Below are 26541 nucleotides of genomic sequence, written 5' to 3'. Positions count from 1 at the left end.
TTAAATAAGGTATGTATGAGGGAAGAACTAAGAGCAAAAATAATTACCGTGTGCGATAAAAAAATAGCAGTTAAAGGCGAAAATGTAGGGCTTTCTTTTTATGCATTTTTTGCTAATAAAAACGACGACCCAGAGCTACTTATGGAAGCTGCTACTTGGTGGATACACACCCATAAATTAGATCATTTTGTAAAAGCACATAAAATTAAACAGATGGTTTTAGATGGACTTTAGTCAATTAACTGAGCAAGTACTTTTAGCTGTATTTAATCAACAACGACTTGGTTTCTTCCGTTTTCTTTTGCTTTATAAAGTAATTTATCTGCATGCTTAATAAGAACATCTAGTGTGCTTTTTAAAGGGCTACTTACAGAGGCTCCCACACTAAAAGTGATTTTTGTATCACTAGGAAGGTCTTTTATATTACTACAATGCTCGGTAAACCTAGTGGCGAGCTGGTCAAAGATATCTCGAATAGCTAGTTCGTCAACCGAATTTAGTGCAAACAACCATTCTTCGCCGCCGTAGCGGCCAAACTGATGATCACCACTTAGTGTTTCTTTTGCAGCCTTTACAAAGGAAATAAGAACTAAATCTCCAACATCGTGACCAAATTGGTCGTTAACTTTTTTAAAGTAGTCTAAGTCAACAATTGCTATCGTCATTTTACCTTCACTGAGCTTTGCTTCTGCTGCGCGCATTATTCCTCTGCGATTAGGGCTATTTGTTAGATAATCTGTTAATGAAATATCGTGATATTTTTGACGTTGTCGAGCTTGCCGATAAAATAAAAATAATGAAGCAATCACTAAAATAAACGCTATAGCAGCGCTAAGTCGCCAAATTATTTTTTGTTGGTACTCTTCTTTAGCTTGTAGTTCACTAATGTCTTTTGCGTACTCTAGTTGCTGTATTTTTTCTTCTTTTTCTTTTACTTCAAACTGTACCTGTAGTGTTTTTATATTACTTTCACTGGTAGCTTCGTAGTGTTTTTTTGTATAAAGGAGCTTTTGTTCAATTGCTTCAAAAGCCTCGTCAGTGTAGTTGAGGCGTCGCTTTAGCTCATAGCGTTTACTTAAAAAATCGGCTTTATAAATACTGCGGCTGAATTTATCTAAGTTTAAAAATACCTCATCGTTTGCTTCATTTGCTTGATCAAGTAAATCTAGTTTTATATATATGTCAGCTAACAAAATGAGCGATGCGAGTTGCATGTCGTGTACACCTGCAGAACGAGCAAGCTCAATGTTCTCTTTAGTTAAAGTTAAAGCTTTATCGTAGTTTGCTTGTAAGTACTCAATGCTAGCAATTGAGTATTGGGCAAAGGTTAAGCCTTTTTGCATATTAGCTTTTTTAAAATAGAGCAATGCTTTGTCTAGGTATATTAAGGCATCTTTAGGTTTTTTTATCTCGAGCAATATATTGCCTAAACTCCAATATGCTTTTGCAGTAAAAAGCCCATCTTGTGTTTGCTCATATGCTGCAACCGCTTTTTTTGCATAATATATGGCTTTGTCTTTTTCGTTTAGATAATTATATGCATCGGCTATTTTTCTAAAAAAGTATCCCTGAGATGCTGAGTCGTCATCTTTTAATGCTAATTCTAGCCCTTCTAGTGCAACATTTAGGGTCTTTTTCAATGCATCAGTATCGGTGTAATAGTAAGCAAGTGCTCGTAAAATAATAATTTTTTCTTTAGATGAATGCTGTTGCAAGCTCTCTTCTAATTTTGTGGCTAGCGTGTGTGCTGGAGCTGGGTTTGCATCCCTCGCTAGAGACTTGAGTTGTGATTCGAGAAATAATAAATACACACTTTTTTGGTTTGGTAACTCTTTGTTCTTTAAGTAATAGGATAAGTGAGTATTTAACGCTGTGTATTTTTCTTGTCTAAAAAGTAACTCCGCATACAAAGCGGCCGCTTCTAGATGAAGCTTTTCCCAATTTTGATCTTTGCTTATTTTAAACGCTTGAGTGAGTTTGTCTCCATTTTGAAGATAGTCTAATTCATTTAGTTTTATGTTATTGATGAGAGTTTGAGTCGTGTCAAAGTCTAGCGCATGTGAAGTTGCATTTAATGAATCGCCGTTAGCAGAGGCAAGTTTACTAAAAAGTAAAAATAAAAGGAGAACAATATACTTTGCCCATAAAGTATTACCTAAAATCTTTATTTGTGTATTGTTAGCCATGTTAATCCTTTGCTGATTTATTTTTATTATTGAAATACTTATTCACAGTGCTTAATAAACTTGGGTTTGAACAGTTTTTTTTACACTTCTCATTGAAAAAATAAGACCACAAACGATATCAATTTAATTAATAAAAACAAACACATTATATAATATAGTCGCTGTAGTTATGTGTTTTATTAAAAATCAGCGGCTACTTCAAACTCTAATCGTTTAAGCGTAATAGGGTGAGTAAATGCTAAGTATTCTGCATGTAAATGTAATCGTTCGGCTTTTTGCCCGTAATGTGTGTCGCCTATAATTGGCATGTTTAAACCTAAGCTGTGCGCACAATGCACTCTTAATTGATGAGTTCGCCCTGTTTTAGGGTATAACTGTAATCGGGTAATATTGTTGTTACGCTCTAAAACCTGCCAGGTAGTAAGTGATGGCTTACCGTGTGTGTAACACACCATTTGGCGCGGTTTATCATCAAAGTCGAGCACTAAGGGTAAATCAATTACTCCGCTATCCTCAGCTACGTTACCATTAACTAATGCGACATAACGTTTATCTATAGTGCGTTCAATAAACTGCTTTTGCAGTGCTTTGTGCACGCGTTTATTAAGCGCAATCATCAATAACCCAGAAGTCGACATATCTAATCTGTGTACAATTAGTGGCCCTGATGCCTCTGGAAACTGCGTTTTGATTCGCATATAAACTGAGTCATCAATATTAACGCCAGGTACCGATAAAAACTCAGCGGGCTTATTTACCACAAGTAAGTCGTCATCTTTATAAACAATACTTAAATCTTTACCCTGAGCTGGGTTGATAAGTAGCGGGTTATCTTCAACATCTAAACCCTTTAGCATATGCCCAAGTATTGGTTGGCATTTACTGTAACAAGAAGGGTAGTAATTCTTATGCTGCCTAATTGCTGATTTAGGTGCTGCTCCCCACCAAAACTCTGCCATAGCAAGTGGCTTTAAGTCATGTTTATAGGCGTATTGTAATAATTTAGGCGCTGCACAATCGCCAGCACCCGAAGGAGGAGTGTGCTCAGGTAATGCTGCAAAAATAGCATTTAAATCTGTAGTTTCACCATTTGCATTTAAAAATTGGTACTGTGCAAATAGCTTTTTTTGTAAGCTTTTAGAAAGTGTTTTACGGCGCTTTTTTAAATGAGCAATTTCATCAGAAATATTGATGTGTGTTTGCTGCAGTGACTCGATTATATTTTGCCAATAGGATTTAAGTGCCAGCAGTTGCTTTTTTTCTACGATGCTTTGCCCTGCAAGCTTATTTTTTAACTGCTCAAAATCACTTTCGCTAAGTTCTAATTCACCTTCGGTACGTTGTATTTTTCGCTGCTGACGACCGGCTTGCATTACTGCCTGTTGAGCTAATAGCGCTTGCTGGTAGCTCTGTGTTGCATCATCAAGTTTGCTATTAACTTCAAGCAGTTGTTCACTATTTTCTAATTGCTCAATTTGAGCATTAATATCGTTAATTATTTTACTTTGAGCCAAATAGCTATCGTCTTGAAGTTGCATGCTAGAAACAGGCGGCACAAAACTAATATTGCCTTTATCACCTTCAATTTGTCCCGAATAAGCACTTAAAAAGCCTAATTGTTGCTTAGCATTTTGCACCACTAAAACCCCAAACATTTTACCTGCATTTTCTGCTTTTAAATGCGCTAACGTTTCAAGCTGTTGCTGTAATTGTTTAGTGGCTGCTACAGCTAATGGTTGCGGCTCGTAATAAAAAGGGAAAGTAAACTTTTCAGGAAGCGCGAGAGCATCAATATTTTGAGAAAATAATGTAAAGCAAGAAGCAGAATTTGACATAGAAGTAAGAGAAAAGCATTCAGTAAAATAATTGAGCGCATAATAACATATTCATAGTTAAGCCACTAAAAATCTCGCACCCGCATATTCATAAACACTTTAAAGCGGACATTCATGTTTTATGTATCAGTATGGGGTCGCAGCAAGCATAGGCGTTTGTTAGTAAAGTCTCAGTAGTAATATATTTATCATTATCAAAATATTTAAGCTTATCGATTCTCAATAATTGAGCGCATTTCGAAACGATGACTTACTTGATAGATCAGAGGCGAAAAATCAATTTACAGAATAACTGAATATTTAGGAGTTCTATATTATGAGTCAAAATATTGCAAGTTTTATCACTAAAACTCTCGAACAAGCTGGCGTAAAACGTATTTGGGGAGTCACTGGCGATTCACTTAACGGCATTAGTGAAAGTCTGCGAAAAATGGGAACAATTGAATGGCTAGGAACGCGACATGAAGAAGTTGCCGCATTTGCAGCCGGTGGCGAAGCCCATTTATCAGGCGAGCTTGCCGTGTGTGCGGGTTCTTGCGGGCCAGGTAACCTTCATTTAATTAATGGCTTATTTGATTGTCAGCGCAATAATGTACCAGTATTAGCAATTGCCGCACATATTCCTTCATCTGAAATTGGCAGTAGTTATTTTCAAGAAACCCATCCGCAAGAATTATTTAAAGAATGCAGTGTGTATTGTGAAATGGTGTCGAGCCCTGAGCAAATGCCGTACCTGCTTGAAACAGCAATGCGACAAGCAATATTAAACAAAGGCGTGAGTGTACTTGTGCTACCTGGCGACATTGCATTAAAAGATATGCCTAAAGCTATCAAACCAAATTGGAACGTGCCAAAGCCAGCAACACATACTCCCGCTTTATCTGATATTGAAGCGATGGCGACTTATCTTAATAAAAGTAAAAAAGTAACCTTATTGTGTGGTGCTGGTTGTAAGGATGCCCACGACGAAATTGTTGCGCTAGCCGAAAAATTACAAGCGCCAATTGTGCATGCCATGCGCGGTAAAGAATTTATTGAATACGATAATCCTTACGATGTTGGTATGACCGGATTTATTGGTTTTGCATCGGGCTATCATGCAATGCAAGAAGCCGATACGTTATTAATGATTGGTACTAGTTTCCCTTATCGTGCTTTTTATCCCGAAAATACCACCATATTACAAATTGATAATCAGGCTGCGTCACTCGGGCGACACGTGCAAATTGACTGTGGCGTGTTAGGGGATACTAAAAATTCAGTGACCACACTGCTTGATTATATTAAAGGTGAACGGAGCAGTTCGCACTTACAAAAATGTGTTAAAAATTACAAAGAGTCTCGACAAGATCTTGATGAACTTGCCAGTGGCAAAACCTCGCAAAACTTAATTCACCCGCAATACCTAACGCGTTTACTCAACGAGCAAGCAGCTGACGATGCTGTTTTTACTTGTGATGTAGGTACGCCAACAGTGTGGGCTGCGCGTTATTTATCAATGAATGGTAAGCGTCGCTTGATTGGCTCGTTTAATCATGGCTCTATGGCAAATGCGATGTCGCAGGCAATGGGGGTTCAATCTGTTGATAGAGACCGCCAAGTCATTGCAATGTGTGGTGATGGTGGCTTTTCGATGTTAATGGGGGATTTAATCTCACTTAAGCAGCTTAATTTACCAATAAAGATTGTTGTTTATAATAATCGCTCACTCAGTTTTGTGGCTATGGAAATGAAAGCCAGTGGGTTTTTATCAAGCGATACCGATTTAGAAAACCCAAGTTTTGCTAACATTGCACAGGCCTGCGGCTTAAAAGGGATTCATGTGGATGACCCTGAAAAATTACCATCGGCAATGAACGAGATGATGAACCACTCAGGACCTGTTGTTTTAGAAGTCGATACTGCAAAACAAGAGCTTTCAATGCCACCGCAAATCAAATTAGAGCAAGCAAAAGGCTTTAGTGTTTACATGATGAAGGCGCTGATAAACGGCAAAGGAAACGAGATTGTAGAGCTTGCCAAAACTAACTGGTCACGCTAGTTAGTTACTTCCCTATTGAGTATTTTTGCTCAATAGGGAAGTGCCAAGTAATAATCCTCACTATCATCTTTTATTATTAATAAGCTAAGGCTGCTGTTTGTAAGTGATTGAACCGAAATAGAAAATAATATATGGTTTATCATTAAATTAATAAAAACACGCATGAAATACCTCTACTCATAGAGGGAACGGAGCAATAATGAAATGGAAATCGGTTTTACTGTCGCTGGCTGTTTTATGGCTTATTCAAGCTCAGCAAAGCAGTTTACGCACCAGTTAATACGCAAATATCTAGCCTATTGCAAGTAAATTCAACGCAGTTAGCGCTGAAAATAGCTGCTTGAGATAGATTTATTATCCAGAGTTTAGGTTATTTAGAAAGCGCTGAACTGTTTTTACGTTGGAATCACTATGAGGTTTTTGAGTTTGACTCAAGTGCAATGTAATGAGCTAAAACATTTAGCATTGGCCTCAATTGCTACTTGGTAGTTGTTTTTAGTTTAATGTTTTACTCGCTTTACTCAATTAAAGTAAAGCGAGCGCTCAGTATCAGTTACAAACTCTTTTTAGGCGGTAGGGCGACGTTTGCAAATATTAGTCCTGCAACAAGCGACATAAATATTAAAAACGTTTGTTGGCCTATGTGTTCTGCGTATATAAAGTCTTGGCCTTCAATGAGTGAGTTTAAGCCAATATAAGTTTTGCTACCTGGTACTAATACAATTAAGCCTTGCATGGCCACAATAGAAGCTGGCGCATTAGCAACGCGGTTAAACAAGTTACTAAATATACCCACCGATAAAGCACCCACAAACGTACCTAACGTGTAATCAAGATACATAGCCGAGCCAATACTGGTGCCATACGCTATAAAGCCTGATGCAATAGACCAAACCGCATGCTTAAGTTTGGTTCTAAAAATCACGATTAAGCTGCTACAAAGTAAAAATATAGCCAGCCATGCGGTCCATTTTGGTAATGGCTCAGGTTGTACAAAGTCGGCTTGCCCAAAGAGTGCAAAGCCAATACCTATACCAATGAAACCACCAAAATACAGTTTAAACAACAGCATAAACGAGTCCATTACCCTTGCTGTGCCCGACACTAAATGCCGCGCTGCAAGCTCTGCTAAACCAAGCGCAAGTGCTAAACCGGGTATAAATACAATAATGGCCGAAAGTACTACCAAGCGTATATTTATTTCAGGCGTTATATACACGCTTACTGCACATGCAAGTACTGCTGATATTATGGCAACTAATGGCTCAAGCATGTGAGCTACGCGTTTTGAGCGACCAGACCAAAGCACAAACACATAAACGACTAAAGTAAGAAGCGATGACCAAATAACATCAGTCCAGCTAGTACCCATTAACATTGCAAACGCACCACCAGAAGTTGCAAAGGCAACGCCCGTAACAAGTTTATTGTATGGGTTTGGCATGTCGTAGATAGCATCTAGCTGGGCGTCAACTTCTTGTAAAGTTAGCTTGTCGTCAAGCATTTGGTTTACAAGGTCGTCGGTGTCGGCAAGTGAGCCTAAATCGTGATCGCCAGGGTCTACACGCGCAACATGGGTGTACTCGTCTTCGTGGCCATCAGTCCAAATAACAAACGTTACCGAAGTTGGCGACATAACAAACGACGATTTAAGTCCTAAATATGTAGCCACTTCCATTAGGTGGGCTTCTAGGCGGTAAGCAGGCGTACCATACTTGTGAAGCATTTTACCCAATTTAACGATAAATTTGCGTTTTTCTGTAAAGGTTGCAGTTTTCAAATCTTTTTGGACCAAATATTGCGATAACTAAGCTAAAAATATAGACAATACAGCTAAAACTGCCCACGTTTGATGGGCGCGATTTTAAACACTAATTGGTGTGTGTCTAGTCATTTTTAATCTAATTTTTTATTTTTTTCAGCTATCCATTGCGACATGTATTGAGTGCTGCGCATTGTATGATGTTTGAGCATTTGGCCTGTAAAGTTTTTTTCGCGATGAGCCTCTAAATCGCTACTTATTGAATCGATTTTTTTAATTAACACCGTACTCAATTGTGCTTTATCGTAAAGCGTATTAAGGAGCGTGTTGCCATCTTGCTGCGCTTGTTCAAAGTCACTTTGATTGGTGTACATTTCAACAGCAGCATTGGCAAAATCGTCGGCGGTGTTGGCTATTTTACCAGGCCATGGTAAATCGTTATGCATGCCCTCTGCACCAATATAGGTGGTAACGCTGGGTGTTTGCATAATCATGGCTTCAAGTAATTTACCTTTAATGCCTGCACCAAAACGAAGTGGTGCTAAACATACGCGTGCGCTTTGCATTACATCAAACGCATTATCGGCCCAGCCTTTTATTAAAAACCCTGTTTTAGGGTTATTTAGTGCCGTGGCTTTTGGTGGTGGGTAGGAGCCATAAATATGTAGTTCTGCTTTTGGGAGTTGCTTGCGAATAAGTGGCCATATTTTTTGTAAGTAAAGTACAGCATCCCAGTTTGGTGCGTGTCTAAAGTTACCTATGGTCATAAAGTGCTGGCGCTGCTCAAACGTTTTTGTACTTGTAGGCAGTGAGCTTAAATCGACCATAAATGGTAAATGGTGTAATAAGCTTGGCTCTATTTTAAATACGCTGTTTAGCAGGCTCATTTCATAACTTGAAATAATTAAGCTTAGGTCGCAGCGTAAAATAGCGGCAATTTCTCGTTTTGCTATGTCTGAGTGTAAATCGCTGGTTGTAAACTCGCGCTCACCTTTAAAGGCTTCGTGGCGAGCGTTACGCAAACATTGTAAATCTTCGGTATCTAATATTTTAATGGCATTTGGGCAATGTTTATCGACGCGCCAGCCAAATTGTTCTTCCATCATAAAACGGTCAAACATGACTATGTCTGGGTTATAAACTTTAACGTATTCGTCAAAGCTATCGCAGTTTAGTGCAATGCTTTGGCTGGTTATACCAAAGTCGTCAAGGTTTACCATGTGGTCGGTGCGCTGCGCGGGCGTTGCAAATTCAACGTCCCAGTTTTGCGCTCTAAATGCATTTAATAACGACATCATGTGCGTTCCCGCAGCAGACGAATTTGGCTCTGGCCATACGTAGCCAATTACCAGCACTTTTTTCATTGGCTAGAATCTCTAATTTGTAAGTTTACATTTACCAGTGTTTTTACTGGCGGGGCTGTATTTTGTAGTAGCTCTTGGAGTATTAAAAGGCACCGCTTAGCTATATCAGTTGTACTAATAGCCACGGTGGTTAAGTGATTATTTATAACCGCGCTATTAGGAATGTGGTGGCAACTCACTACTTTAATACAGTGATGAGTTAATGAGTTAATAGCGGCAATAACACCTTGAGCAATAATATCGTTTGCACACACCACTGCGTTTAATGTGGGGTTGTGTTTATATGCTTCTATAAATGCATTTTTAGCGCTAAGGGCTGTGTTTACTGCGCAGTCAATGGGTGCTAATGGTGTAATGCTGTGCTGCGCGCATGCGGTATTAAAGCCACTTTGCAGTGCTTGTGAATCACTTAAAGTAAGTTCACTGCTTATAAATGCTATGTTTGTCACGCCTTGTGCGAGTAAATGCATACTGGCTACGTGGCTGGCTTTTTTATAGTCGGGTAATACACACGGAGCTGCGCTAAAGGGCACTTCACTCATTAAGGTAATTACTTTGTGTTGCGCGCTGAGCGCATCAAGCCATTTGGGGCAAGTATTAGCAACGGGGCAAATAATAAATGCAGCCGCGTTGTATTCTTTTAAGTTTTTAACTGCGTTTGCTTGTAGCTCAAGGCTATTATTACTGCTTACAATCATGGCTTGTAAGCCATTGTCGTTTAACAAAAGTTCTAAGCTGGTAGCAAGGTGTGCCATAGCTGGGTTAGTTAAATCATTTATTACTATGGCCACTAAGTTAGAGCGTTTTGAGCGCATAGCAGCGGCATCACGATTATAAACGTACCCTAGCTCATCTATCGCTTTGAGTATTTTTTGTTTACTTTTATTGCCCACTTTATCGCTTTGGGTAAGCACCAACGATACGGTTGATTTTGATACACCAGCACGCTCTGCAACATCAAAAATGGTGACTGATTTGGCTTTGTTATGCATTGTATTTTAAGTACCGCAGTGGTGAATAAATAGCGCTGTAGTTTAGCTTAATCAGCACTATTAAGTCATCTTTTAGAGGTGTATAACTTACCTTAATACTTTATGAACAAAGCAAAACGTGTTTATATACGCCTATAAGAGTAAAAAATAACAAAAGGATAAAAACATGAGCGCTTTTAGGCTGTTAGTTGTCTTTATTTGTTGTGCGGCATTAGTCCCAACAAGTTACGCCGAGCAGGGCTATCAAACCCCATCACCCGAACTTGCAGCATTGGTTGACGCTAAGTTAGCACCCACTAGTTACTTATCGAGCGATGGCCAGTGGCTAGCGCTTTTTGAGCGCAAACGTGTAGTAACCCTTGATGAACTTGCAAAAGAAGAGCTTAAGCTTGCAGGTATTAAGCTAAACCCCGCTAATTTTTCGCGCTCTCGTGTGAGTGCCAAATTTAGTGCCGTGGAGCTTAAGCATGTTCAAAGCGGGTCGGTTATTAGCATTAACAACTTACCTAATGGCATTATCCGCTCACCTAAATGGTCATCTAATAGTAAATATTTAGCCTTTGTTGTTGAGCAACCAACCCAAGCCAACTTATGGCTTTACAGCGTTGAAACCAAACAAGCAAAAGAGTTAACTAGTGCTGCGTTAAATTCGGTACTAACTGCATCGCCATATAAATGGCTGCCAGATAGCAGCGCCATTGTTGCAAATCTTGCTGTTAATTTTGGTAAACCAAGGCTTGAAAATAACAGCCAAAATGTAGTGCCTGTTATTCAACAAAGTACTGGCGAAAAAGCGCCAGCACGTACTTACCAAAATTTATTAACCAGCCCGTTTGATGAATCACAGTTTAAGTTTTACGGCCAAGGGCAATTGGCTTACATAACGCTTGATGGCAATACTCAAGCAATAGGTAGCCCTTCTTTATTTAAATCGTTTTCAGTATCACCTGATTCTACCAATATTTTAGTTGCCGGTATTAATGAGCCGTTTTCGTATCAAGTGCCTTACAGCCGCTTTGCAAGCACGTGGCAAATATGGGGCATGCGCGGCTATGCATTAGCAGAGCTGGCAAAACAGCCACTTGCCGATAATATTCCACAAGGTTACGACAGTGTACGCACTGGCCGCCGTGATTTTGAATGGCGAGCCGATCAAGGTGCTGAAGTTATTTGGGCCGAGGCGCAAGATGGCGGCGACATGAAAACCGACGTTGAGCATCATGATTATGTTTACAGCTTACGTGCACCATTTAAACGCGAGCCTAAATTATTTGCCAAAGTAGAGCGCCGTTATGCGGGAATGGAGTGGGGCAACGAAAACGTAGCAATGCTGACAGACTGGCGCTTTAGCGATCGCCAAGTACGTACTTACATAGTGCAACCACGAAATGCCGACAGAAACCGCGTGCTATTTTCAGAGCGTAGTTACAACGATGCGTACAAAGACCCGGGTAATGCCATTTACGAGCGCAACGATTTAGGCGCAAACGTAATTAAAATTGTAGGCGGGCGTTATATTTACCTGCGCGGTAATGGTGCTTCAGAGCAAGGTAATGTGCCGTTTTTAGATAGGTACGATGTTAAAACAAATAGCAGCAAGCGTTTATGGCAATCACAAGCGCCATACTATGAGCGTGTTCGTGCACTACTTGATGACGAAGGTGAGCGCTTTATTACTATTCGCGAATCTAAAACTGAGCAACCTAACTTTTTTATACGTGATTTAGATAACGACACGTTAACGCAACTAACGACATTTGAGCACCCGTACCCTGCATTTAAAGGCGTAACTAAAGAGCAATTACGTTATAAACGCGACGACGGTGTTGAGCTTTCGGGCACGCTTTATTTACCACCAGGGTACGATAAAACACAAGGCCCGTTACCGGTACTTATGTGGGCTTATCCACTTGAATACAAAGATAAAGCCGTTGCATCGCAAGTACGCGAATCGCCTTATGCGTTTACCTACATTGGTTATTGGGGCCCAATGCCTTACCTTGCTAAAGGGATTGCCGTGTTTGACGACCCTAAAATGCCAATAGTGGGTATTGATGGCAGCGAGCCAAACGATAACTTTAGAAAGCAGTTAGTATCAAGTGCGCAAGCAGCTGTTGATGTATTAGTTAAAAAAGGCATTGCCGATAAAAACAAAATTGCCATAGCAGGGCACTCGTATGGTGCATTTATGGTTGCTAACTTATTGGCTCATAGCGATTTATTTAAAACAGGTATTGCCCGCAGTGGCGCGTATAACCGCACATTAACACCGTTTGGTTTTCAAGGAGAAGAGCGTGATTTTTGGCAAGCACAAAGTGTGTACGCTGATATGTCGCCGTTTTTCCATGCTGAAAAAATTAACGAGCCAATGCTAATGATCCATGGCCAAGAAGATCCTAATTCAGGAACCTTCCCAATGCAAAGTGAGCGCATGTACGCAGCCCTTAAAGGTTTAGGTAAAGATGCTCGCTTAGTAATGCTCCCTTATGAAGCACATGGTTACCGTGCGCGTAAAAGCTTATTACATGTGTTGTGGGAACAAGAACAGTGGTTAGATAAGTATTTGTTAAATGATACAGCAGAGCCAGTAGAGGTTATTACTGACCCCGTGGTAAGTGCTGGTCAATAGTAATAAAAATGAGTAAGCAACAGCGCGGCTACTTATAGCCGCGTTTTTGCTTTTAATATGAGAGTAAATTAATGATTGATGTAGCAGCACTTGCGGTTTTTATTCCTACGTTCTTTTTTGTGTCGATAACGCCTGGTATGTGTATGACCCTTGCCATGACACTCGGTATGAGCATTGGCGTGCGCCGCACATTATGGATGATGATAGGCGAGCTGTTAGGTGTCGCAAGTGTTGCCATAGCTGCGGTATTAGGTGTTGCAAGCGTAATGCTAAATTACCCAGATGCGTTCGCTATTTTAAAGTGGGTAGGCGGTGCGTACTTAATTTATATTGGCGTTAACATGTGGCGAGCCAAAGGAAAAATGTCGGTCGATACCTCAAAACCAAGTGACGTAAGTAGGAAGTCGTTATTTACGCAAGGTTTTGTAACCGCAATTGCTAACCCTAAAGGGTGGGCGTTTATGATTTCACTACTGCCACCCTTTATAAGTGTTGAGCATGCTGTAGCCCCTCAGCTTTTAGTATTGCTTGGTGTTATAATGACCACCGAGTTTTTAAGTATGTTAGCTTACGCAACAGGCGGTAAAAGCTTACGTTTATTTTTAAGCCGTGGTGATAATATTAAATGGATGAACCGTATTGCTGGTAGCTTAATGGGGTTAGTTGGAATTTGGCTTATTTTTGGTTAGCTCAAAAAGTGGTTGATATTGTCAATTAATTTGTTATAGTTGATTTTGTCATCTATTTAACGCTTAAGGCATGCCCAAAAATGAGTACACCCGTATCAGCAAACCCAGTAATGGTTGAGCCTAAAAAAACACCTGTAATTTATAAAATACTGGTTATGGTAAGTATTATTACCTTAATTGGCGGTACTCTAACTGGCATTATGACTTATGTGAATGTGGGTGTTACAGAGCATTTTTATGCAGATTGGTTTACCTCATTTATAAGTGCAGTATTGGTTATGGCGCCTGTTGGTTTTGTAATGATGACCTTAATGCATAAGCTAGTTAATAAGTTATTTCCTAGTAGTAGCGAGCTAAAACGTAATTTAGTGATTAGTGTTTTTATGGCGCTGATCATGGAGTCGGTTATGGCGTTTGTTACCGCTACTAATAATATTGGCTATGCAGATATGCGTGTATTTGTAACTGGATGGGCTGAAGGGTTATTAGCCGCATTACCAATAGGTTTAACTATAATGCTGATAATGTCGGTTACGGTAAAACCTAAAATAGAACGCTTTTTAAAAAGCTAATAACAAAAAAGAGCCATTGGCTCTTTTTTGTTATTTAGTGTTTACCTGCTCTTTAAATTGCACGATTCAAAAAAGGTGCTGTTCGGCTTATTTTAGATTGGGCTACCTCTGTAGGTTTCCCTTGCGCTACAATTAAGCCGCCTTCTTCGCCAGCACCGGGTCCTACATCAATTACCCAGTCACTATTACGGGCTACTTGCATATCGTGTTCAACCATAATGACGGTATTGCCAGCATCTACTAATTTATTTAACTGCGACATTAGCATTGATACATCCGATGGGTGCAGGCCTGTGGTTGGCTCATCAAGAATATAAAGAGTGTTGCCGCGCTGTGCACGTTGTAGTTCAGTTGCTAATTTAATACGCTGGGCTTCACCGCCCGAAAGCTCAGTTGCAGGTTGTCCTAAACGCAAATACCCAAGACCTACTTGCATAAGTGCATCGAGTGCTCTTAGTATTGCAGGTTCGTTTTCAAAAAAGGTATGCGCCGATTCAACCGTTAAATTTAGAATATCGCTGATGTTTTTATCACGATATGTAACCTCTAGTGTTTGCTCGTTATAGCGCTTGCCATGACACACTTGGCAAGGTGAATAAACGCTAGGTAAAAACAGCAGCTCTATACTCACAAAGCCAACGCCTTCACAGTTTTTACAGCGACCCTTAGCAACATTAAATGAAAAGCGACCAGCATCATAACGGCGCTCTTTTGCTTTTTGGGTTGAAGCAAATAGTTTACGCACATGATCAAACAAACCCGTGTAGGTAGCTAAATTTGAACGAGGGGTACGGCCAATCGCTTTTTGATTGACGGTAATCAGGCGGCTTATATTATTTATTCCTTCAATGATTTTTCCGCTGGTGTGTGTTTGCAGTTCTTGTTCGAGTAAGTCGGCTTCGTCGGTGGGGGCTTCCGGTATTACTTTTTGCCCAAGTGCTTCGTAAACAAGTTCTACTAACGCTTGGCTTACTAGGCTTGATTTACCCGAGCCCGAAACCCCAGTAACGGTTGTCATAACACCCAGTGGAAATTCTGCATTGAGTTTTTTAAGATTGTTACGCTCAATATCAGCTAATTTTAACCACGCTTTTGGCTGCCTTTGCTCCTTTTTTTGCGCGCTGTTTTGAGTAGACTCTTGACTGGCGTTTTTAGCAAAAAGGTGGCGGGCAGTGTGCGAATTTTTTACTTTGCTTAACCCTTCAACAGGGCCGCTGTAAATAATGTTGCCACCATGCACACCTGCATCAGGGCCTACATCAACAATCCAATCGGCATGTTTAACAACGCTAACATCGTGCTCAACAACAAATACAGAATTGCCAGCCGCTATTAACTCGTCGAGCGCTTTTAAAAGTGCTTGAGTGTCTGCAGGGTGTAAACCCGCTGAAGGTTCATCTAGCACGTAAACCACCCCAAATAATTTAGAGCGAATTTGTGTGGCAAGTCGCAATCGTTGTAGTTCTCCGGGTGAGAGCGTTGGCGTTGTACGCTCAAGCGACAAGTACCCTAAACCAAGCATGGTTAGTGCTTCAATACGAGTGAGAATGTCACTGGCAATGCGCTGCGTAACAATGGCTTGCTCTGGATTTTTTGTATTTTTATTTACTTTGGTATTGGCGGCGTTACTTAGTTTTTTAGCAAGCTCGTTTAATGTAAGTTGAGATAGCTCGCCAATATCAAGCCCTGCAAATTTAACACTTAACGATGCTTGTTTTAATTTTTTACCTTGGCAAGTAGGGCACTGCGATATCTGCATAAACTGTGATACGCGCTTTTTAGTACGCGGGCTTTGGGTAGTAGCAAAAGACTGTAAAACAAAGCGTTTAGCGCTTGAAAAAGTTCCCATGTAGCTTGGATCTTCGTTATTTTTTATCGCATTTTGTGTTTGCTCATAGGTGTAATCTGGGTATACCGGCACAGTAGGTGTTTCGTCGGTAAATAAAATCCAATCCCGTGCTTTTTTAGAAAGTTTGTTCCAAGGTTTGTCTATGTCATAACCAAGGGAAGTAAGAATACGGCTTAGGTTTTTACCTTGCCATGCTGGTGGCCACGCTTCAATGGCGCGCTGGCGAATAGTTTTTGTATCGTCTGGCACAAGTAGCTTTTCGGTTACTTCAAACACTCGGCCTATTCCTGAGCATTCTGGGCACGCACCTTGTGGCGTATTCGGCGAAAACGCATCAGCATAAAGTATACCTTGGTATTTTGGGTATTCACCTGCGCGTGAGTAAAGCATACGTAGCGCGTTAGAAATAGTTGTTATGCTGCCAACTGATGAGCGAACCGACGGTGCGCCGCGTTGCTGCTGCAAAGCAACGGCAGGCGGTAGCCCTTCAATAGAATCAACATCGGGCTCATCAACTTGATCTATCAACCTTCGGGCGTACGGCGATACTGAATCAAGGTAACGGTGCTGCGACTCAGCAAACAGCGTTCCAAACGCAAGCGACGACTTTCCAGAGCCCGATATTCCTGTAAAAACAACCAATGCGTTACGAGGTAAATCAACGTCTACATTTTTTAAGTTGTGAACGCGCGCCCCTCTTACTTGAATGCTGTTACTGGGATCAGATAAATCCGTTGTTGAGTTTTTATGTGTGCTTGCCATACGTTTATACTCCTGTTTAATCGCGCTTTTTACTTTAAGTTAGCTTTGAATTATTTACTCTTATCACTCGTTATTACCTCAAAGTAGCGCAAGCACACTGAATGAGCGCTTAGTCTGTAGTGGCGCAGCCAAAGCGCTGGATAAAATTGTGATGATTGTTTGTTTACATAATAGGTATGGAATGCGAATATAATTTAAACAGTTATTGTTATGTAATTTATTAGGTAATTTACTAGGTATTTTACTAGGTAATAAAAAGGAACTCACAGTGAAGAAAGCCTTAGTGATCATTTTATTGGTGCTTTCGTGGGCAAGCCAAGCCGACTCTATCAAAGCGCTAAATGTTGACCGTGCAGTACCAAATAGCATGCACTTATCGTTTGCAAACGATAGCAACATAACCCCTAAAAAAGGGGATTTTAAAATCGTTAATTATGTATTAATGAGCAATGAAGAGGGCGAACGCTGGGCTGTTATAACGCTAACTAACTTATCGTCGGGCAATCGAGAATTAGGCGAGGAGCACTTACTTGCACTTTTTGCTGACGGCAGCCGATTTATGCCAATGGAATTTAAACTCGGTTTTAAAGGCAACGAAACACAATCGGTAACTGTATCGTTTGCCGATTATAAATTCCCTATTTTAAGTGTGTATTCGAGTAACGACCAGTAGCATATTGGATAAGTTAAATATGCAGCAATTGCTTTAACTTATCTGCACCGGCTCTGCTGGTGCTTAGTTCAGATTTAATATCGTCATTTACAATCACCATAAGTTTGCCATTAAACCAGCGCTGTATTTCTTTAATGTGGTCAATATTAACCAAATAACTGCGGTGGATTCGTACAAAGTTATGTGCTGCTAAAGCATGCTCAAGCTGATCAAGTGTATCGCTTAAATGATGAAATGTATCGCCATTCCACGCCAAACTATTGCCCTGCTCCGATTTAATAAATTTAATATTACTAGGGGAGAGTAAAAATATCCGCTCACCGTTTTTACTAATGAGCTTATTTATAGTGTTTTTGGTTAATGTAAACGTTTGCTCGTTGGGTTCGTGATTGACTAGGGTATGTGCACGTTGTTGCTCTAGTTGCTGCTGCGCTTTGGCGAGAGCTTTTTTTAGCCTAGCAATAGGAAAAGGTTTGAGTAAGTAGTCAGTTGAGGCGTGCTCAAAAGCTTCAATAGCAAATTGGTCATACGCGGTTGTGTAAATAATAATGGGCTGGTAGTTAAGTAAATCAATAAGCTCAAGGCCGTTAATTTCAGGCATTTGAATATCAAGTAATACCACATCAGGGGTCAACTCATTGATTAATGTAATAGCCTCTTTGCCATTTGTAGCCATAGCCACCAATTCAACATGCTCCATTAAACTTAATTGATGGCTTAATTTTTCGCGAGCGGGAAGCTCGTCATCGGCAAATAATACGCGCATTTTAGTAATAGTATGTTGCTGGTTTTTGCTGTTCATAGTGCTAGCTCCAACGTAACCACTGCACCATTATTATTGCTCAGTAGTACCTTACTTTTACCAAGTTGTTTGACGCGCTTGAGTATGTTTTTCATCCCTACACCATTGCCATGCCCGTGCTTTATTACATCGCTCGAAAAACCCTTACCATTATCGCTAATTTGTATTTTAACGCCGTTTGGAAGCTCACTCAGGGTTATATTAAGTATTAGAGAAGTTTGGTTGGCGTTGTGTTTAATGGCGTTTTCAATAATTGGCTGAATAAGTAGCGGTGGTAGCGATATGTCTTTAAGCCTATTGGGAATATGGTAATTAACCTGAAGTTTATCGCCAAAGCGTGCTTTTTCAATATTTAAGTATTTTTCTATTATTGTAAGCTCTTGCTGTAAAGGTATTTGCTGTTGCTCGGCGGTATCAAGGGAGTACCTTAAAATATCAGCAAGTTCATGCAGTACTTCATCGGCTAAATCAGGGTTTGTATGAATATAGGCCGAAATTGTATTTAAGCTATTAAACATAAAATGAGGGTTTAGTTGATATCGTAATGTAGCAAGTTGGGCTTGTTTAAGTGCGTGTTTTTCGGCTGTTGCGCGTTTTTTGTTTTCAATAAAAATACTGGTAAAGTAAATACACGATCCCCAAAGTAAGCCGTTAAATACAACAAATACTCCCATCGATTTATGCCCATCAAAAAGCTGTGTGAGTAATATATCGGTAAGCACATTACCAAGTGCCATAAATACAACTGCAATTAACCATTCAAATGCTATTTTGTTAATGTGTTTATTGCGAAGGTAAAAAATAACTGCTGCCGCACTCCAAACAGGAACCCAGTAAAAAGTTACGAACCACACAGTTGCAGCGAGTGCACTACCAGTAGTAAAGGGGGCGGAGTTCGCGATTATTAGCCCAAGGGCATAAGCAATATCTACAATAAGTAGAGTAAAAAAGCTGTATTTATAAAATGGATGTTTGAGCATAATAGGTGCTTCTTTTTGTAAGTGATTAAACCATAACAAAAAACAGTCAAAACCCAAATGATTTTGTGTTTTGACTGCTACTCATTTAAAAGTAAGTTAGCTCTTTGATTTGTAGTGTGTTTTTTAATGACTCAATGCTTGCGCCTGGCATTTTACGCCACATTAAGTTAACCCCAGTTAATTCTGTTGCCGACCACGTAACTGGGCTACCAAAACCAAATTGTTTAAGTGTAGTGAAGGGAATATCAAGCGTGGTCCATTCATCGCGCGGCTTTAAAAGTACACTAAAGTGATCCCAATCCTTTACATCACTATGATAAACAGACAAAGCAAAAGGCGTGGTAGACCCTTTATACGTTAAGCGCACACCTTTAAATGCTGAAGCATCAGCCGGTGATGTAAATTTTATTTCAGCGCCTGCCCACGCGCCAAAGCTTGTTGGCTTTGTAATAGTTGTATCTATAGTTAAGCTATTTTTATGCGTGGTAAGCGTTGCCACAGATTGACCACCCATTACCGAGTCGCTTAAGGCTTGCCATGGTGTATCACCGGTGAAATCATCAATAACATGCTGCGCTTGGCTGCTTTTAATTACTTCATTACAAGTGGGGCCTTGTGGCTTTATGGCTTTGTTTTGAGCAATAAGCGCTGGGCGGTCTACTTGTATACCTGCTTTATAAACCTCTGAGATAGTGTGAATATGGTTTATATCATCAAGTGGGTTTTGCTTAAGCAGTATAAAGCTTGCCTCAAAGCCTTTAGCAAGCTTACCAATACTATCTGCTTTATTGATCGCTTGTGCGCCGTTAACCGTTGCCGCATTAATTATTTCACCATTAGTTAGGCCCGCTTTTTTAAGTGCATCTAACTCGTTATGTAACCCTGTACCATGGATTGTGTATGGGTTTCCGGCATCAGAGCCGGTGCCTATAGTGATATTAGCTTTATGTAACTTTTGAATATTTGCATAAGCGGTTTTACGTTTACTCCATGCTTGTTCTTTCCATTTTGAAGGCGCAGGCACATTTTCAAACAAGCACTCTTGAAGCTTTTCGGGAATGGTTTTTAGTAACTCGTTTTGTGAGCTAATAGTATGGTTATGCTTTTCATCGCTATGGTTGTGGTACACCGCAAGGGTAGGAATGTAGGTTACATTATGCTGTTTCATTAGCGTAATAAACTCATCATCTATCGCTTCGCTATTAATACCGTGGGCTAAAGCCGTTGCACCGACCTTAATAGCGCGTTTGCCATCATCTAGTGTAGAAACATGCACAAAATACGGTAAATTAGCCGCTTTAGAGCGCTTACCAAGATCGCTTAATTGGCTATCAGTCAACGATTTACCCACACCGCCAAAGGTTTCAATAACCGCTTTAGTTACATGGGGTTGGGTGCTTATATGTTTTTTCCATAGCGCTGCTATGTCTTCATTTTTGGCAATTTCGTAAGCGTTGCCACCAAACTGCGTGCCATGCCCGCCAGGGTTGGTAAACAATGTACCTGCATAAAAAAGGTTAGGGGTTAGTTGGGCTTCTTCTAATTGAGCGGCTTCGTTTAGGGTTTGCTCAAACGAAAACAAATCAACAATGTTAGTTACGCCTAAATACAAATTAGAATTAAAGTGTGATTTAACCGGCAAATACTGAAACTCAGTAAAGTTACTGCCTGATGAACCCAAATGTACATGTAAATCAATTAAACCAGGTATTGCATATTGGTTGTTGGCATCAATAGTTTTATCGGCGTTTTGTAGTGGGTCGGTCGCTTTGGCAACGTTTACAATTTTACCATCGTCAATATAAAGCGAACTCGGCGCAGAAAAGCTTTGCGAATTACTTTGGTATACACGAATGTTGTCGACTCGCAGGTCAATGGCATGCGCACTAAAGTGGCTTGTTAAACTCAGTGCTATAACTGTTTTTGTAATAATGTTCATGACTATATTCCTTATCAAAATAAGTATTTGGCGTTTTGTTGATAAGGAATTTAGCGAGTTTTTTAACCTGCTTCATTAATGTTTATCTGAATCGACATTATTTGCCGTTGAACCGACACTAAAGTAAATAAACGTAGTGGTGCGCTCAGACTAACTGAACTAAATATTATGAATTAGCGATAGATCCCTGCGGCGGGTATGCCTATTTTAAGACAGGGTTTTAAAATTTAATCTTGTTTGAATGACTTTTAAAGGCGGCTAGGAGCGATTAACAGCCGCTCAAGCATCTTGTAATTGGAATCCATTTTTCTCTATAGCTGACGTTCGAACCTGCTTTACTAAAGCTAACTATTAGCCGAAAGCTGACATTAGTTTTTGTAAAAGAATAAACAGATTATTGGTAATTCAAACCAATATATACTGCATGTTTGAGGGGCTAGTGTAAGCTCGTTGCTGCCTTTGAACTTCCATCACTTGATGTTCATTTGAGCCTAAAGCAGTCAGTAATGAATTCGGTTTCAAGATCGCTTTGTGAGTATAGAAGACGCTAGCATTTAATTTTTACACAGATTTCTAATGAATTAATCATGTCAAATTACTGAAAATTATCAATAATAATGTAAATTAACAACTTAAATCGAGCAACCGTTAGCCAACAAAATTGACCCATTCCTAACATTCTTTTTTTGAGGTGGTTTAATTATGGATGCCCTAGTTATGCTATAGGTGATTTTAGCAATTAAACACTAAACTCTTCCCTAAACGAGTGACAAAATTGGATCAAACGGGCACCTTTAAAGCTTTTGGGCTGGAAGACCTGTCTGATGGGGAAATTTTGCCATAGATTGACAGCTTAGTTATATTTAGGATGTCTGATTTGGTTCGACTCTCAAAATGAAAAACTAACTTGCTAGCACCAAATAAAATGTTTAAATTTAGCTGTTTAGCCTAATTGCAACCGCTGGTTGACAAATTAACAACTTGACTTGCTGGTCTGCAACTACCTGACTTTCTATGCTTACCGCTCAACAACAAATGAAGGAATGAACTTTATGATTTTAGCAGAAAAGATTGTCAGATTAAGAAAACAAGTTGGTTGGTCGCAGGAAGAATTGGCTGAAAAGATGAATGTTTCTAGGCAGTCAGTGTCTAAGTGGGAAAGCACTAATAGCATACCTGATTTAAATAGGATAATTATGTTGGCGGAGCTTTTTGACGTATCTACTGACTTTCTACTAAGAGATGAGAATGAAGCTTTTAATTCTCATGATGAAAATAAAAAGCCTGATATCATTCAAATTAGTTTAGAACAAGCAGCAAAATATATTGAAAATAAGATGGAAGTGTCGGCCTTAATCACTAAAGGAGTTATACTTTGTTTATGCTCAGTAGTACCTTTGTTTTTCTTCTTGGCAATGGCTGAAACCAATCGATTGAACCTGACAGGCAATATCGCAGCAGCGATAGGAGTTGTGTGTATTGTAGTTATGGTCTCTATGGGAATAAATTTTTTTCTCAGAGCCAACCAATATGAAAGCGATATAGCGGTAATAGATAATGAAGCATTTGAATTAGCCTATGGTGTACATGGTGTTTTCAATGAAAAATTAACAAAGTTCAGACCTACCTATAATCGAAGATTATCGTTGGGTATATTTATGTTCATTATCAGTTTTGCACCTCTTATGTTTGCTAGTATGCTTTTCAGAGGCCCAAGTATAACTCTAATGATGCTAATTGTACTTATGCTCATCATAGCCGCTGGGATATACATTGTGTCTCCTGTTGCGGCTAAATACGAGGCTTATAACAATATTCTAAAAGATGGGCCTCTAGATACCGTAAAGAGTAGACGTGTAAAACGTGCTGAAAAACTCGCTGCATTCTACTGGCCTTTGCTAATCGCTATCTTTCTTGGTTGGAGCTTATGGACTATGGATTGGGGCGTAACTTGGATAATTTGGCCTGTAGGGGCTGTACTTTTCGCTGCACTGGTTGGATTAATGGAGTTGCTGGATAAAGAAGAGTGATGAACATGATATGCATCTTTATCAGCGATACAAAAACCTAATCTTAACCAGTAACTTTCTAATATGGCAGAGATTAGGGGGATACAAATAAGTCATCTAAATATAAATACTTGAACAACCGCTATGCTGGCATTTACGATCATCAATCTAGACCTAAATTCAAATACTATAAATGGCACTTTAGCGAAGTTCGGCTGTGAGCGTGAGGCAGACTGTGAGAAATTATGATGTATGAAGTCAATACTCGTCTCCTTGGTTATTACATTTTATGAACGTTCGTTACGAGCGTTCATGTTTTTTACTTTATATAAATGAATTATACCCTATGGTAAGCTTTTAAAAGCATTGTCAATGCTCTTAAGCTACATAGATTTAATAGGTACTCTTAATTGCTTTTGAGGTTTGATGGTTTGCATTAATAGGCATAGTGATACCAAAGCCACACCTATCCAACCAATTATCTTAAACCTTTCACCAATAACGAAAACGGCTAAAACAGTTGCAACTAATGGTTCTATTAAGGTAATTAATGTCGCTTTACTTGCATTTATATAATTCAAGCCAAAACCAAATAATAAGTATCCTAAAAACATTGGAATTACTGCCATATACAAAGATACCAATGCATTGGTTGCGCTTGAAAATAAGTTATCACCTGTAAACCATAATGAAGGGAGTAACAATAAAGCAGCACAACCAAACAGTCCTGACATTGACGATTTCGAATGAACTCCACTTTCAATTAAACTCCTTGCTGCCCATGAATAACCTGCATAGGTTAATCCAGCAATACACCCCAAAAGAATACCCAGGCTCTGTTGATTAATACTGTATGAAGGATCATTACTCTGATCTCTACCTAACGTTAATAAAGTAATACCTATAGCTCCAATAACAAAACTCAGTACCCATTCCAGTGATATATTTTTTTTACTAATTAGGCTTTCAAGGATTGCAGCAAAAAAAGGTGCCGTAGCAATTGAAACTACAGTGCCAATTGCAACACCTGATAAACGCATTGAAGTATAAAATGCTAATGGATAGATAGCGACAGAAGCGGCACCTAAAAGTAATACCTTAGGCTTTGAAATCATGAGCTTATAATCTATAAATAACGTTTTTCGTGCTGTAATAACAAGTAGCACTCCCCCTATTCCCATAGAGAATGCACCAATTGCAAACGAACTCACATCAGGGGAATAGCTTGCTGCGGTGCCTGTTGTTCCCCACAAAAAACTAGCAATAATGATAGCAATTACACCTTTAAAACTTCCGTGATGACTTTCCATTGTGAAACCTGTTTTTTATTATTTCAATACAGAAATTGTATGCTAATGATGAAAGGAGTTTTTAACAATTAAGACGCTATCGTTGACAATAAAGACTAAGTTTACTTTTTGAATTTATTAGGTGGTAGGCCAAAGAATTGTGAAAACTTTCGGCTAAAGGCTGACGGCTCTTTGTAGCCTACTTTTTCACCAATGATTGATAGTGGATAATCTGTGTGTGTTAGTAAAGCTTGCGCTTTTTCCATACGAAGTTTGGTTACGTATTTCATCACAGTCATATTTGTTTGTTGCTTAAATAGTTTCTTAAACTGCGTTTCGCTTAGAAAAGCAGATTCAGCCAGGCGTTTAATGTGAAGTTGCTCTGCAATATTTTGCTCTATGAAGGATATTGCTGTACCAATACGGTTATCTACTTTTGACAATAAAGGTTGCTCTGCAAGCAGTAAACTGAACATTTCAAACATCGCCTGTTCTAATTGAGCATTAACTTTATTTTCTAATTGGTTTTCGATAAAGGTTAAGTAACTTTTAAGGGCTGAGTTAATTGCAAAAACAATACAGTGAGAAGATGAAATATTTAGGGGTAGGTTTTTCATGTCCACAACTACAAATCTAGCTTCAGTATCTGCAGTGAACAAGTGCTCTTCATTGGCTTTAACTACAACACATTCACTTGGCGCAACTTTACCATTGAAATCACCAACGCATATATTTATGACACCACGTAAAGGTAAAACCAATTGATTAAAGTGATGTGAGTGACGGGTTGGTTTTGTGCTATAAGAACGAATGGATAATAGATTTTTCATAATAACAGAAATGTATGGCCTTATTTTATCCTGATTTTGGTTATACATAGTAGAGCAATGGATGACAAAGTGAAGTGTTAGTTTTATTGGCTCTTTAACTTAAACCTCAATGACTGCAATGGTGGCTTAGCAGTCCCACTAAAGGCTTTGAAAGGTAATATCTGCTGTTGGCATTCTCCGCCACTCCACAACATAAAATGTTGATAATAATTGGCAAGGTATTTTACTGTGTCGGATGGCGCTTCGCTTATCCGACCTACACTTACACAAAGCCTCTTATTTGGCGTCTCTTACCGGTAAAATAAAGCGTTTACTCAATACTAATACCTTGTTTTAAAAGGTACTCCTCTGCTTTATCAGTATGGGGCTTAAATGCTTTCCAACGGCCGATTGCTTTATTGTTAAGTGGTTGGCGTACTTGTACTTTACTGGCGGTAGAGACCGGTGCGGTGTTTAAGTGAAAATCTATACACTGTGCTTGCCATTCTAAATTACAAAAGCTAACTAGCTCTTTTATTTGCTGCTCGGGCTGGGCGACTAGTTTTTCGTATTTTACTAATTTTATATTGCTATGCAGGGCGCTAAAGTGCTGCATGAGTTTATAAAAGCGGCTATTTAAAAAAGATAAATCCCCCATACTGGGGGCATTTATCACATTAGTATATGACCTTAATATAATTACTAGCGATGTTATTTTGAATTGGAAATTACTGGCCACTCGTCAACTAAAATGCCATTACCACAATCGTTGTCTGCATGTATTAAATTAGGTTTTAGATTAATCAGTTGTGGGAACGAAATGGTGTAATTGACCTTATAACCGCAAGAGCCAAAAGCAGAGTATAAGCGCAGAGACTTTAATTCATTCCCTATTTCACTAACTTCAATACTGCCGGTAATTAAATTAGTTTGCTTTAGCTCCCACTTATTATCAATAAAAGTAGGTTCTGACCAAGTTATGGGGTAAGCCATGTTAGTTAACGTCTTGACATAATAGGTCAAGTAACTGTCTTGATATGCTCCAGTGTTGCAAGCTAATGCAAGCAATTTATCACCCGAACTTAGCTTAAAAACTGAGACAAATCGATTGTTATGATGTTCGTCTTTGATAGAACAGTTGTCGTTTTTATTTAGTGAGCCAAGAAGCTTTTTTTGAGTTAATAGCTCAAAATCTAGAGGCAACTTTTGACCAGAGGGTATCTGCATTTTTAAGGGTTTATTATTCTTAATATCTGCATTGAGTGAAGCGGCATTAACATGCGAGCATAATAAAAAGATCATAACAAATAAGGTCATATTTAATTTCACCAAGAGTTAATCCATAAAAGTATATGTGTA

Annotated in this window: 20 protein-coding genes; 7 read left to right on the top strand and 13 right to left on the bottom strand. The window is 39.3% G+C overall.

The features are described from left to right. Positions 1-15: 15 nt before the first annotated feature. Complete coding sequence (locus H5092_RS08825; protein ID WP_024591904.1) at positions 16-234, top strand: DUF6500 family protein; 219 nt, start codon at positions 16-18, stop codon at positions 232-234. Between the two features lie 32 nt (positions 235-266). Here the strand turns inward: H5092_RS08825 and H5092_RS08820 are convergent, their stop codons facing one another. Continuing rightward, the gene (locus tag H5092_RS08820; protein ID WP_182733344.1) at positions 267-2186 is read right to left on the bottom strand and encodes a GGDEF domain-containing protein; all 1920 of its coding nucleotides are present in this window, start codon (positions 2184-2186) and stop codon (positions 267-269) included. Positions 2187-2365: 179 nt separating this feature from the next. Then, complete coding sequence (locus tag H5092_RS08815; protein WP_182733343.1) at positions 2366-4021, bottom strand: pseudouridine synthase; 1656 nt, start codon at positions 4019-4021, stop codon at positions 2366-2368. A 316-nt stretch (positions 4022-4337) separates the two neighbouring features. Here H5092_RS08815 and poxB point away from each other — a divergent pair, with 316 nt between their 5' ends. Next, a complete protein-coding gene (poxB, locus tag H5092_RS08810) occupies positions 4338-6062 on the top strand; it encodes a ubiquinone-dependent pyruvate dehydrogenase (RefSeq protein WP_182733342.1) in 1725 nt (574 codons plus the stop codon). A gap of 553 nt (positions 6063-6615) precedes the next feature. Here the strand turns inward: poxB and H5092_RS08805 are convergent. From H5092_RS08805 to H5092_RS08795, 3 genes are all read right to left on the bottom strand, one after another. Then, complete coding sequence (locus H5092_RS08805) at positions 6616-7842, bottom strand: threonine/serine exporter ThrE family protein (protein ID WP_182733341.1); 1227 nt, start codon at positions 7840-7842, stop codon at positions 6616-6618. 116 nt (positions 7843-7958) lie between these two features. Further along, on the bottom strand, positions 7959-9188 hold the full coding sequence (locus H5092_RS08800; RefSeq protein ID WP_182733340.1) for a glycosyltransferase: 1230 nt from the start codon (positions 9186-9188) through the stop codon (positions 7959-7961). Next, positions 9185-10180 (bottom strand): LacI family DNA-binding transcriptional regulator, encoded by a 996-nt coding sequence (locus H5092_RS08795; RefSeq protein WP_182733339.1) that lies wholly within the window; start codon positions 10178-10180, stop codon positions 9185-9187. Before H5092_RS08795 ends, H5092_RS08800 begins: the two co-directional genes overlap by 4 nt. A gap of 166 nt (positions 10181-10346) precedes the next feature. Between H5092_RS08795 and H5092_RS08790 the strand changes: the two genes are divergently transcribed. The 3 genes from H5092_RS08790 to H5092_RS08780 all read left to right on the top strand — a co-directional run bounded on the left by H5092_RS08790 (position 10347) and on the right by H5092_RS08780 (position 14070). After that, entirely contained in the window at positions 10347-12809 is a 2463-nt protein-coding gene (locus H5092_RS08790) for a prolyl oligopeptidase family serine peptidase (protein WP_182733338.1), read from the top strand. Between the two features lie 71 nt (positions 12810-12880). Continuing rightward, complete coding sequence (locus tag H5092_RS08785; RefSeq protein WP_024595057.1) at positions 12881-13498, top strand: LysE family translocator; 618 nt, start codon at positions 12881-12883, stop codon at positions 13496-13498. Between the two features lie 80 nt (positions 13499-13578). Then, entirely contained in the window at positions 13579-14070 is a 492-nt protein-coding gene (locus H5092_RS08780) for a DUF2798 domain-containing protein (protein ID WP_182733337.1), read from the top strand. A gap of 52 nt (positions 14071-14122) precedes the next feature. Here the strand turns inward: H5092_RS08780 and uvrA are convergent, their stop codons facing one another. Then, positions 14123-16681 carry an excinuclease ABC subunit UvrA gene (gene uvrA, locus H5092_RS08775; RefSeq protein WP_182733336.1) on the bottom strand — a complete coding sequence of 853 codons (2559 nt, stop codon included), beginning with the start codon at positions 16679-16681 and terminating at the stop codon, positions 14123-14125. A gap of 268 nt (positions 16682-16949) precedes the next feature. On the opposite strand from uvrA, the gene H5092_RS08770 reads away from it, so the two are divergent. Further along, on the top strand, positions 16950-17354 hold the full coding sequence (locus H5092_RS08770; protein ID WP_024597346.1) for a hypothetical protein: 405 nt from the start codon (positions 16950-16952) through the stop codon (positions 17352-17354). A gap of 13 nt (positions 17355-17367) precedes the next feature. Here H5092_RS08770 and H5092_RS08765 read toward each other — a convergent pair whose 3' ends face one another. The 3 genes from H5092_RS08765 to H5092_RS08755 are packed head-to-tail and all read right to left on the bottom strand — an operon-like array spanning position 17368 to position 21075. Then, a complete protein-coding gene (locus H5092_RS08765; RefSeq protein WP_024597345.1) occupies positions 17368-18156 on the bottom strand; it encodes a LytTR family DNA-binding domain-containing protein in 789 nt (262 codons plus the stop codon). Further along, positions 18153-19193, bottom strand: coding sequence for a sensor histidine kinase (locus H5092_RS08760; protein WP_182733335.1), 1041 nt, complete (start codon positions 19191-19193; stop codon positions 18153-18155). Before H5092_RS08760 ends, H5092_RS08765 begins: the two co-directional genes overlap by 4 nt. A 28-nt stretch (positions 19194-19221) precedes the next feature. Next, positions 19222-21075: a CIA30 family protein gene (locus H5092_RS08755; protein WP_182733334.1), complete on the bottom strand. Its 1854-nt coding sequence runs from the start codon at positions 21073-21075 to the stop codon at positions 19222-19224. Positions 21076-22127: 1052 nt separating this feature from the next. Between H5092_RS08755 and H5092_RS08750 the strand changes: the two genes are divergently transcribed. Further along, positions 22128-23105 (top strand): helix-turn-helix domain-containing protein, encoded by a 978-nt coding sequence (locus H5092_RS08750; protein WP_182733333.1) that lies wholly within the window; start codon positions 22128-22130, stop codon positions 23103-23105. 362 nt (positions 23106-23467) lie between these two features. Here the strand turns inward: H5092_RS08750 and H5092_RS08745 are convergent, their stop codons facing one another. From H5092_RS08745 to H5092_RS08730, 4 genes are all read right to left on the bottom strand, one after another. Then, positions 23468-24394: a DMT family transporter gene (locus tag H5092_RS08745; protein WP_182733332.1), complete on the bottom strand. Its 927-nt coding sequence runs from the start codon at positions 24392-24394 to the stop codon at positions 23468-23470. A 101-nt stretch (positions 24395-24495) separates the two neighbouring features. Beyond that, a complete protein-coding gene (locus H5092_RS08740) occupies positions 24496-25203 on the bottom strand; it encodes an AraC family transcriptional regulator (protein ID WP_182695406.1) in 708 nt (235 codons plus the stop codon). 310 nt (positions 25204-25513) lie between these two features. Continuing rightward, complete coding sequence (locus tag H5092_RS08735) at positions 25514-25858, bottom strand: sulfotransferase (protein WP_310736007.1); 345 nt, start codon at positions 25856-25858, stop codon at positions 25514-25516. Between the two features lie 35 nt (positions 25859-25893). Next, positions 25894-26499, bottom strand: a complete 606-nt coding sequence (locus H5092_RS08730) for a hypothetical protein (protein WP_182711695.1) — start codon at positions 26497-26499, stop codon at positions 25894-25896. Between the last annotated feature and the right edge of the window lie 42 nt (positions 26500-26541).

This window comes from Pseudoalteromonas sp. SR41-7 (genome assembly GCF_014163935.1).
Lineage (GTDB): Bacteria > Pseudomonadota > Gammaproteobacteria > Enterobacterales > Alteromonadaceae > Pseudoalteromonas > Pseudoalteromonas distincta.
This window is presented reverse-complemented; position numbering and strand designations above follow the sequence as displayed.

Coding starts and splice junctions, on each gene's coding strand:
- H5092_RS08780 (WP_182733337.1), top strand. CDS start 13,579: ATGAGTACACCCGTATCAGCAAACCCAGTAATGGTTGAGCCTAAAAAA.
- H5092_RS08815 (WP_182733343.1), bottom strand. CDS start 4,021: ATGTCAAATTCTGCTTCTTGCTTTACATTATTTTCTCAAAATATTGAT.
- H5092_RS08790 (WP_182733338.1), top strand. CDS start 10,347: ATGAGCGCTTTTAGGCTGTTAGTTGTCTTTATTTGTTGTGCGGCATTA.
- H5092_RS08745 (WP_182733332.1), bottom strand. CDS start 24,394: ATGGAAAGTCATCACGGAAGTTTTAAAGGTGTAATTGCTATCATTATT.
- H5092_RS08730 (WP_182711695.1), bottom strand. CDS start 26,499: ATGACCTTATTTGTTATGATCTTTTTATTATGCTCGCATGTTAATGCC.
- H5092_RS08795 (WP_182733339.1), bottom strand. CDS start 10,180: ATGCATAACAAAGCCAAATCAGTCACCATTTTTGATGTTGCAGAGCGT.
- H5092_RS08820 (WP_182733344.1), bottom strand. CDS start 2,186: ATGGCTAACAATACACAAATAAAGATTTTAGGTAATACTTTATGGGCA.
- H5092_RS08825 (WP_024591904.1), top strand. CDS start 16: ATGAGGGAAGAACTAAGAGCAAAAATAATTACCGTGTGCGATAAAAAA.
- uvrA (WP_182733336.1), bottom strand. CDS start 16,681: ATGGCAAGCACACATAAAAACTCAACAACGGATTTATCTGATCCCAGT.
- H5092_RS08740 (WP_182695406.1), bottom strand. CDS start 25,203: ATGAAAAATCTATTATCCATTCGTTCTTATAGCACAAAACCAACCCGT.
- H5092_RS08765 (WP_024597345.1), bottom strand. CDS start 18,156: ATGAACAGCAAAAACCAGCAACATACTATTACTAAAATGCGCGTATTA.
- H5092_RS08785 (WP_024595057.1), top strand. CDS start 12,881: ATGATTGATGTAGCAGCACTTGCGGTTTTTATTCCTACGTTCTTTTTT.
- H5092_RS08755 (WP_182733334.1), bottom strand. CDS start 21,075: ATGAACATTATTACAAAAACAGTTATAGCACTGAGTTTAACAAGCCAC.
- H5092_RS08750 (WP_182733333.1), top strand. CDS start 22,128: ATGATTTTAGCAGAAAAGATTGTCAGATTAAGAAAACAAGTTGGTTGG.
- poxB (WP_182733342.1), top strand. CDS start 4,338: ATGAGTCAAAATATTGCAAGTTTTATCACTAAAACTCTCGAACAAGCT.
- H5092_RS08800 (WP_182733340.1), bottom strand. CDS start 9,188: ATGAAAAAAGTGCTGGTAATTGGCTACGTATGGCCAGAGCCAAATTCG.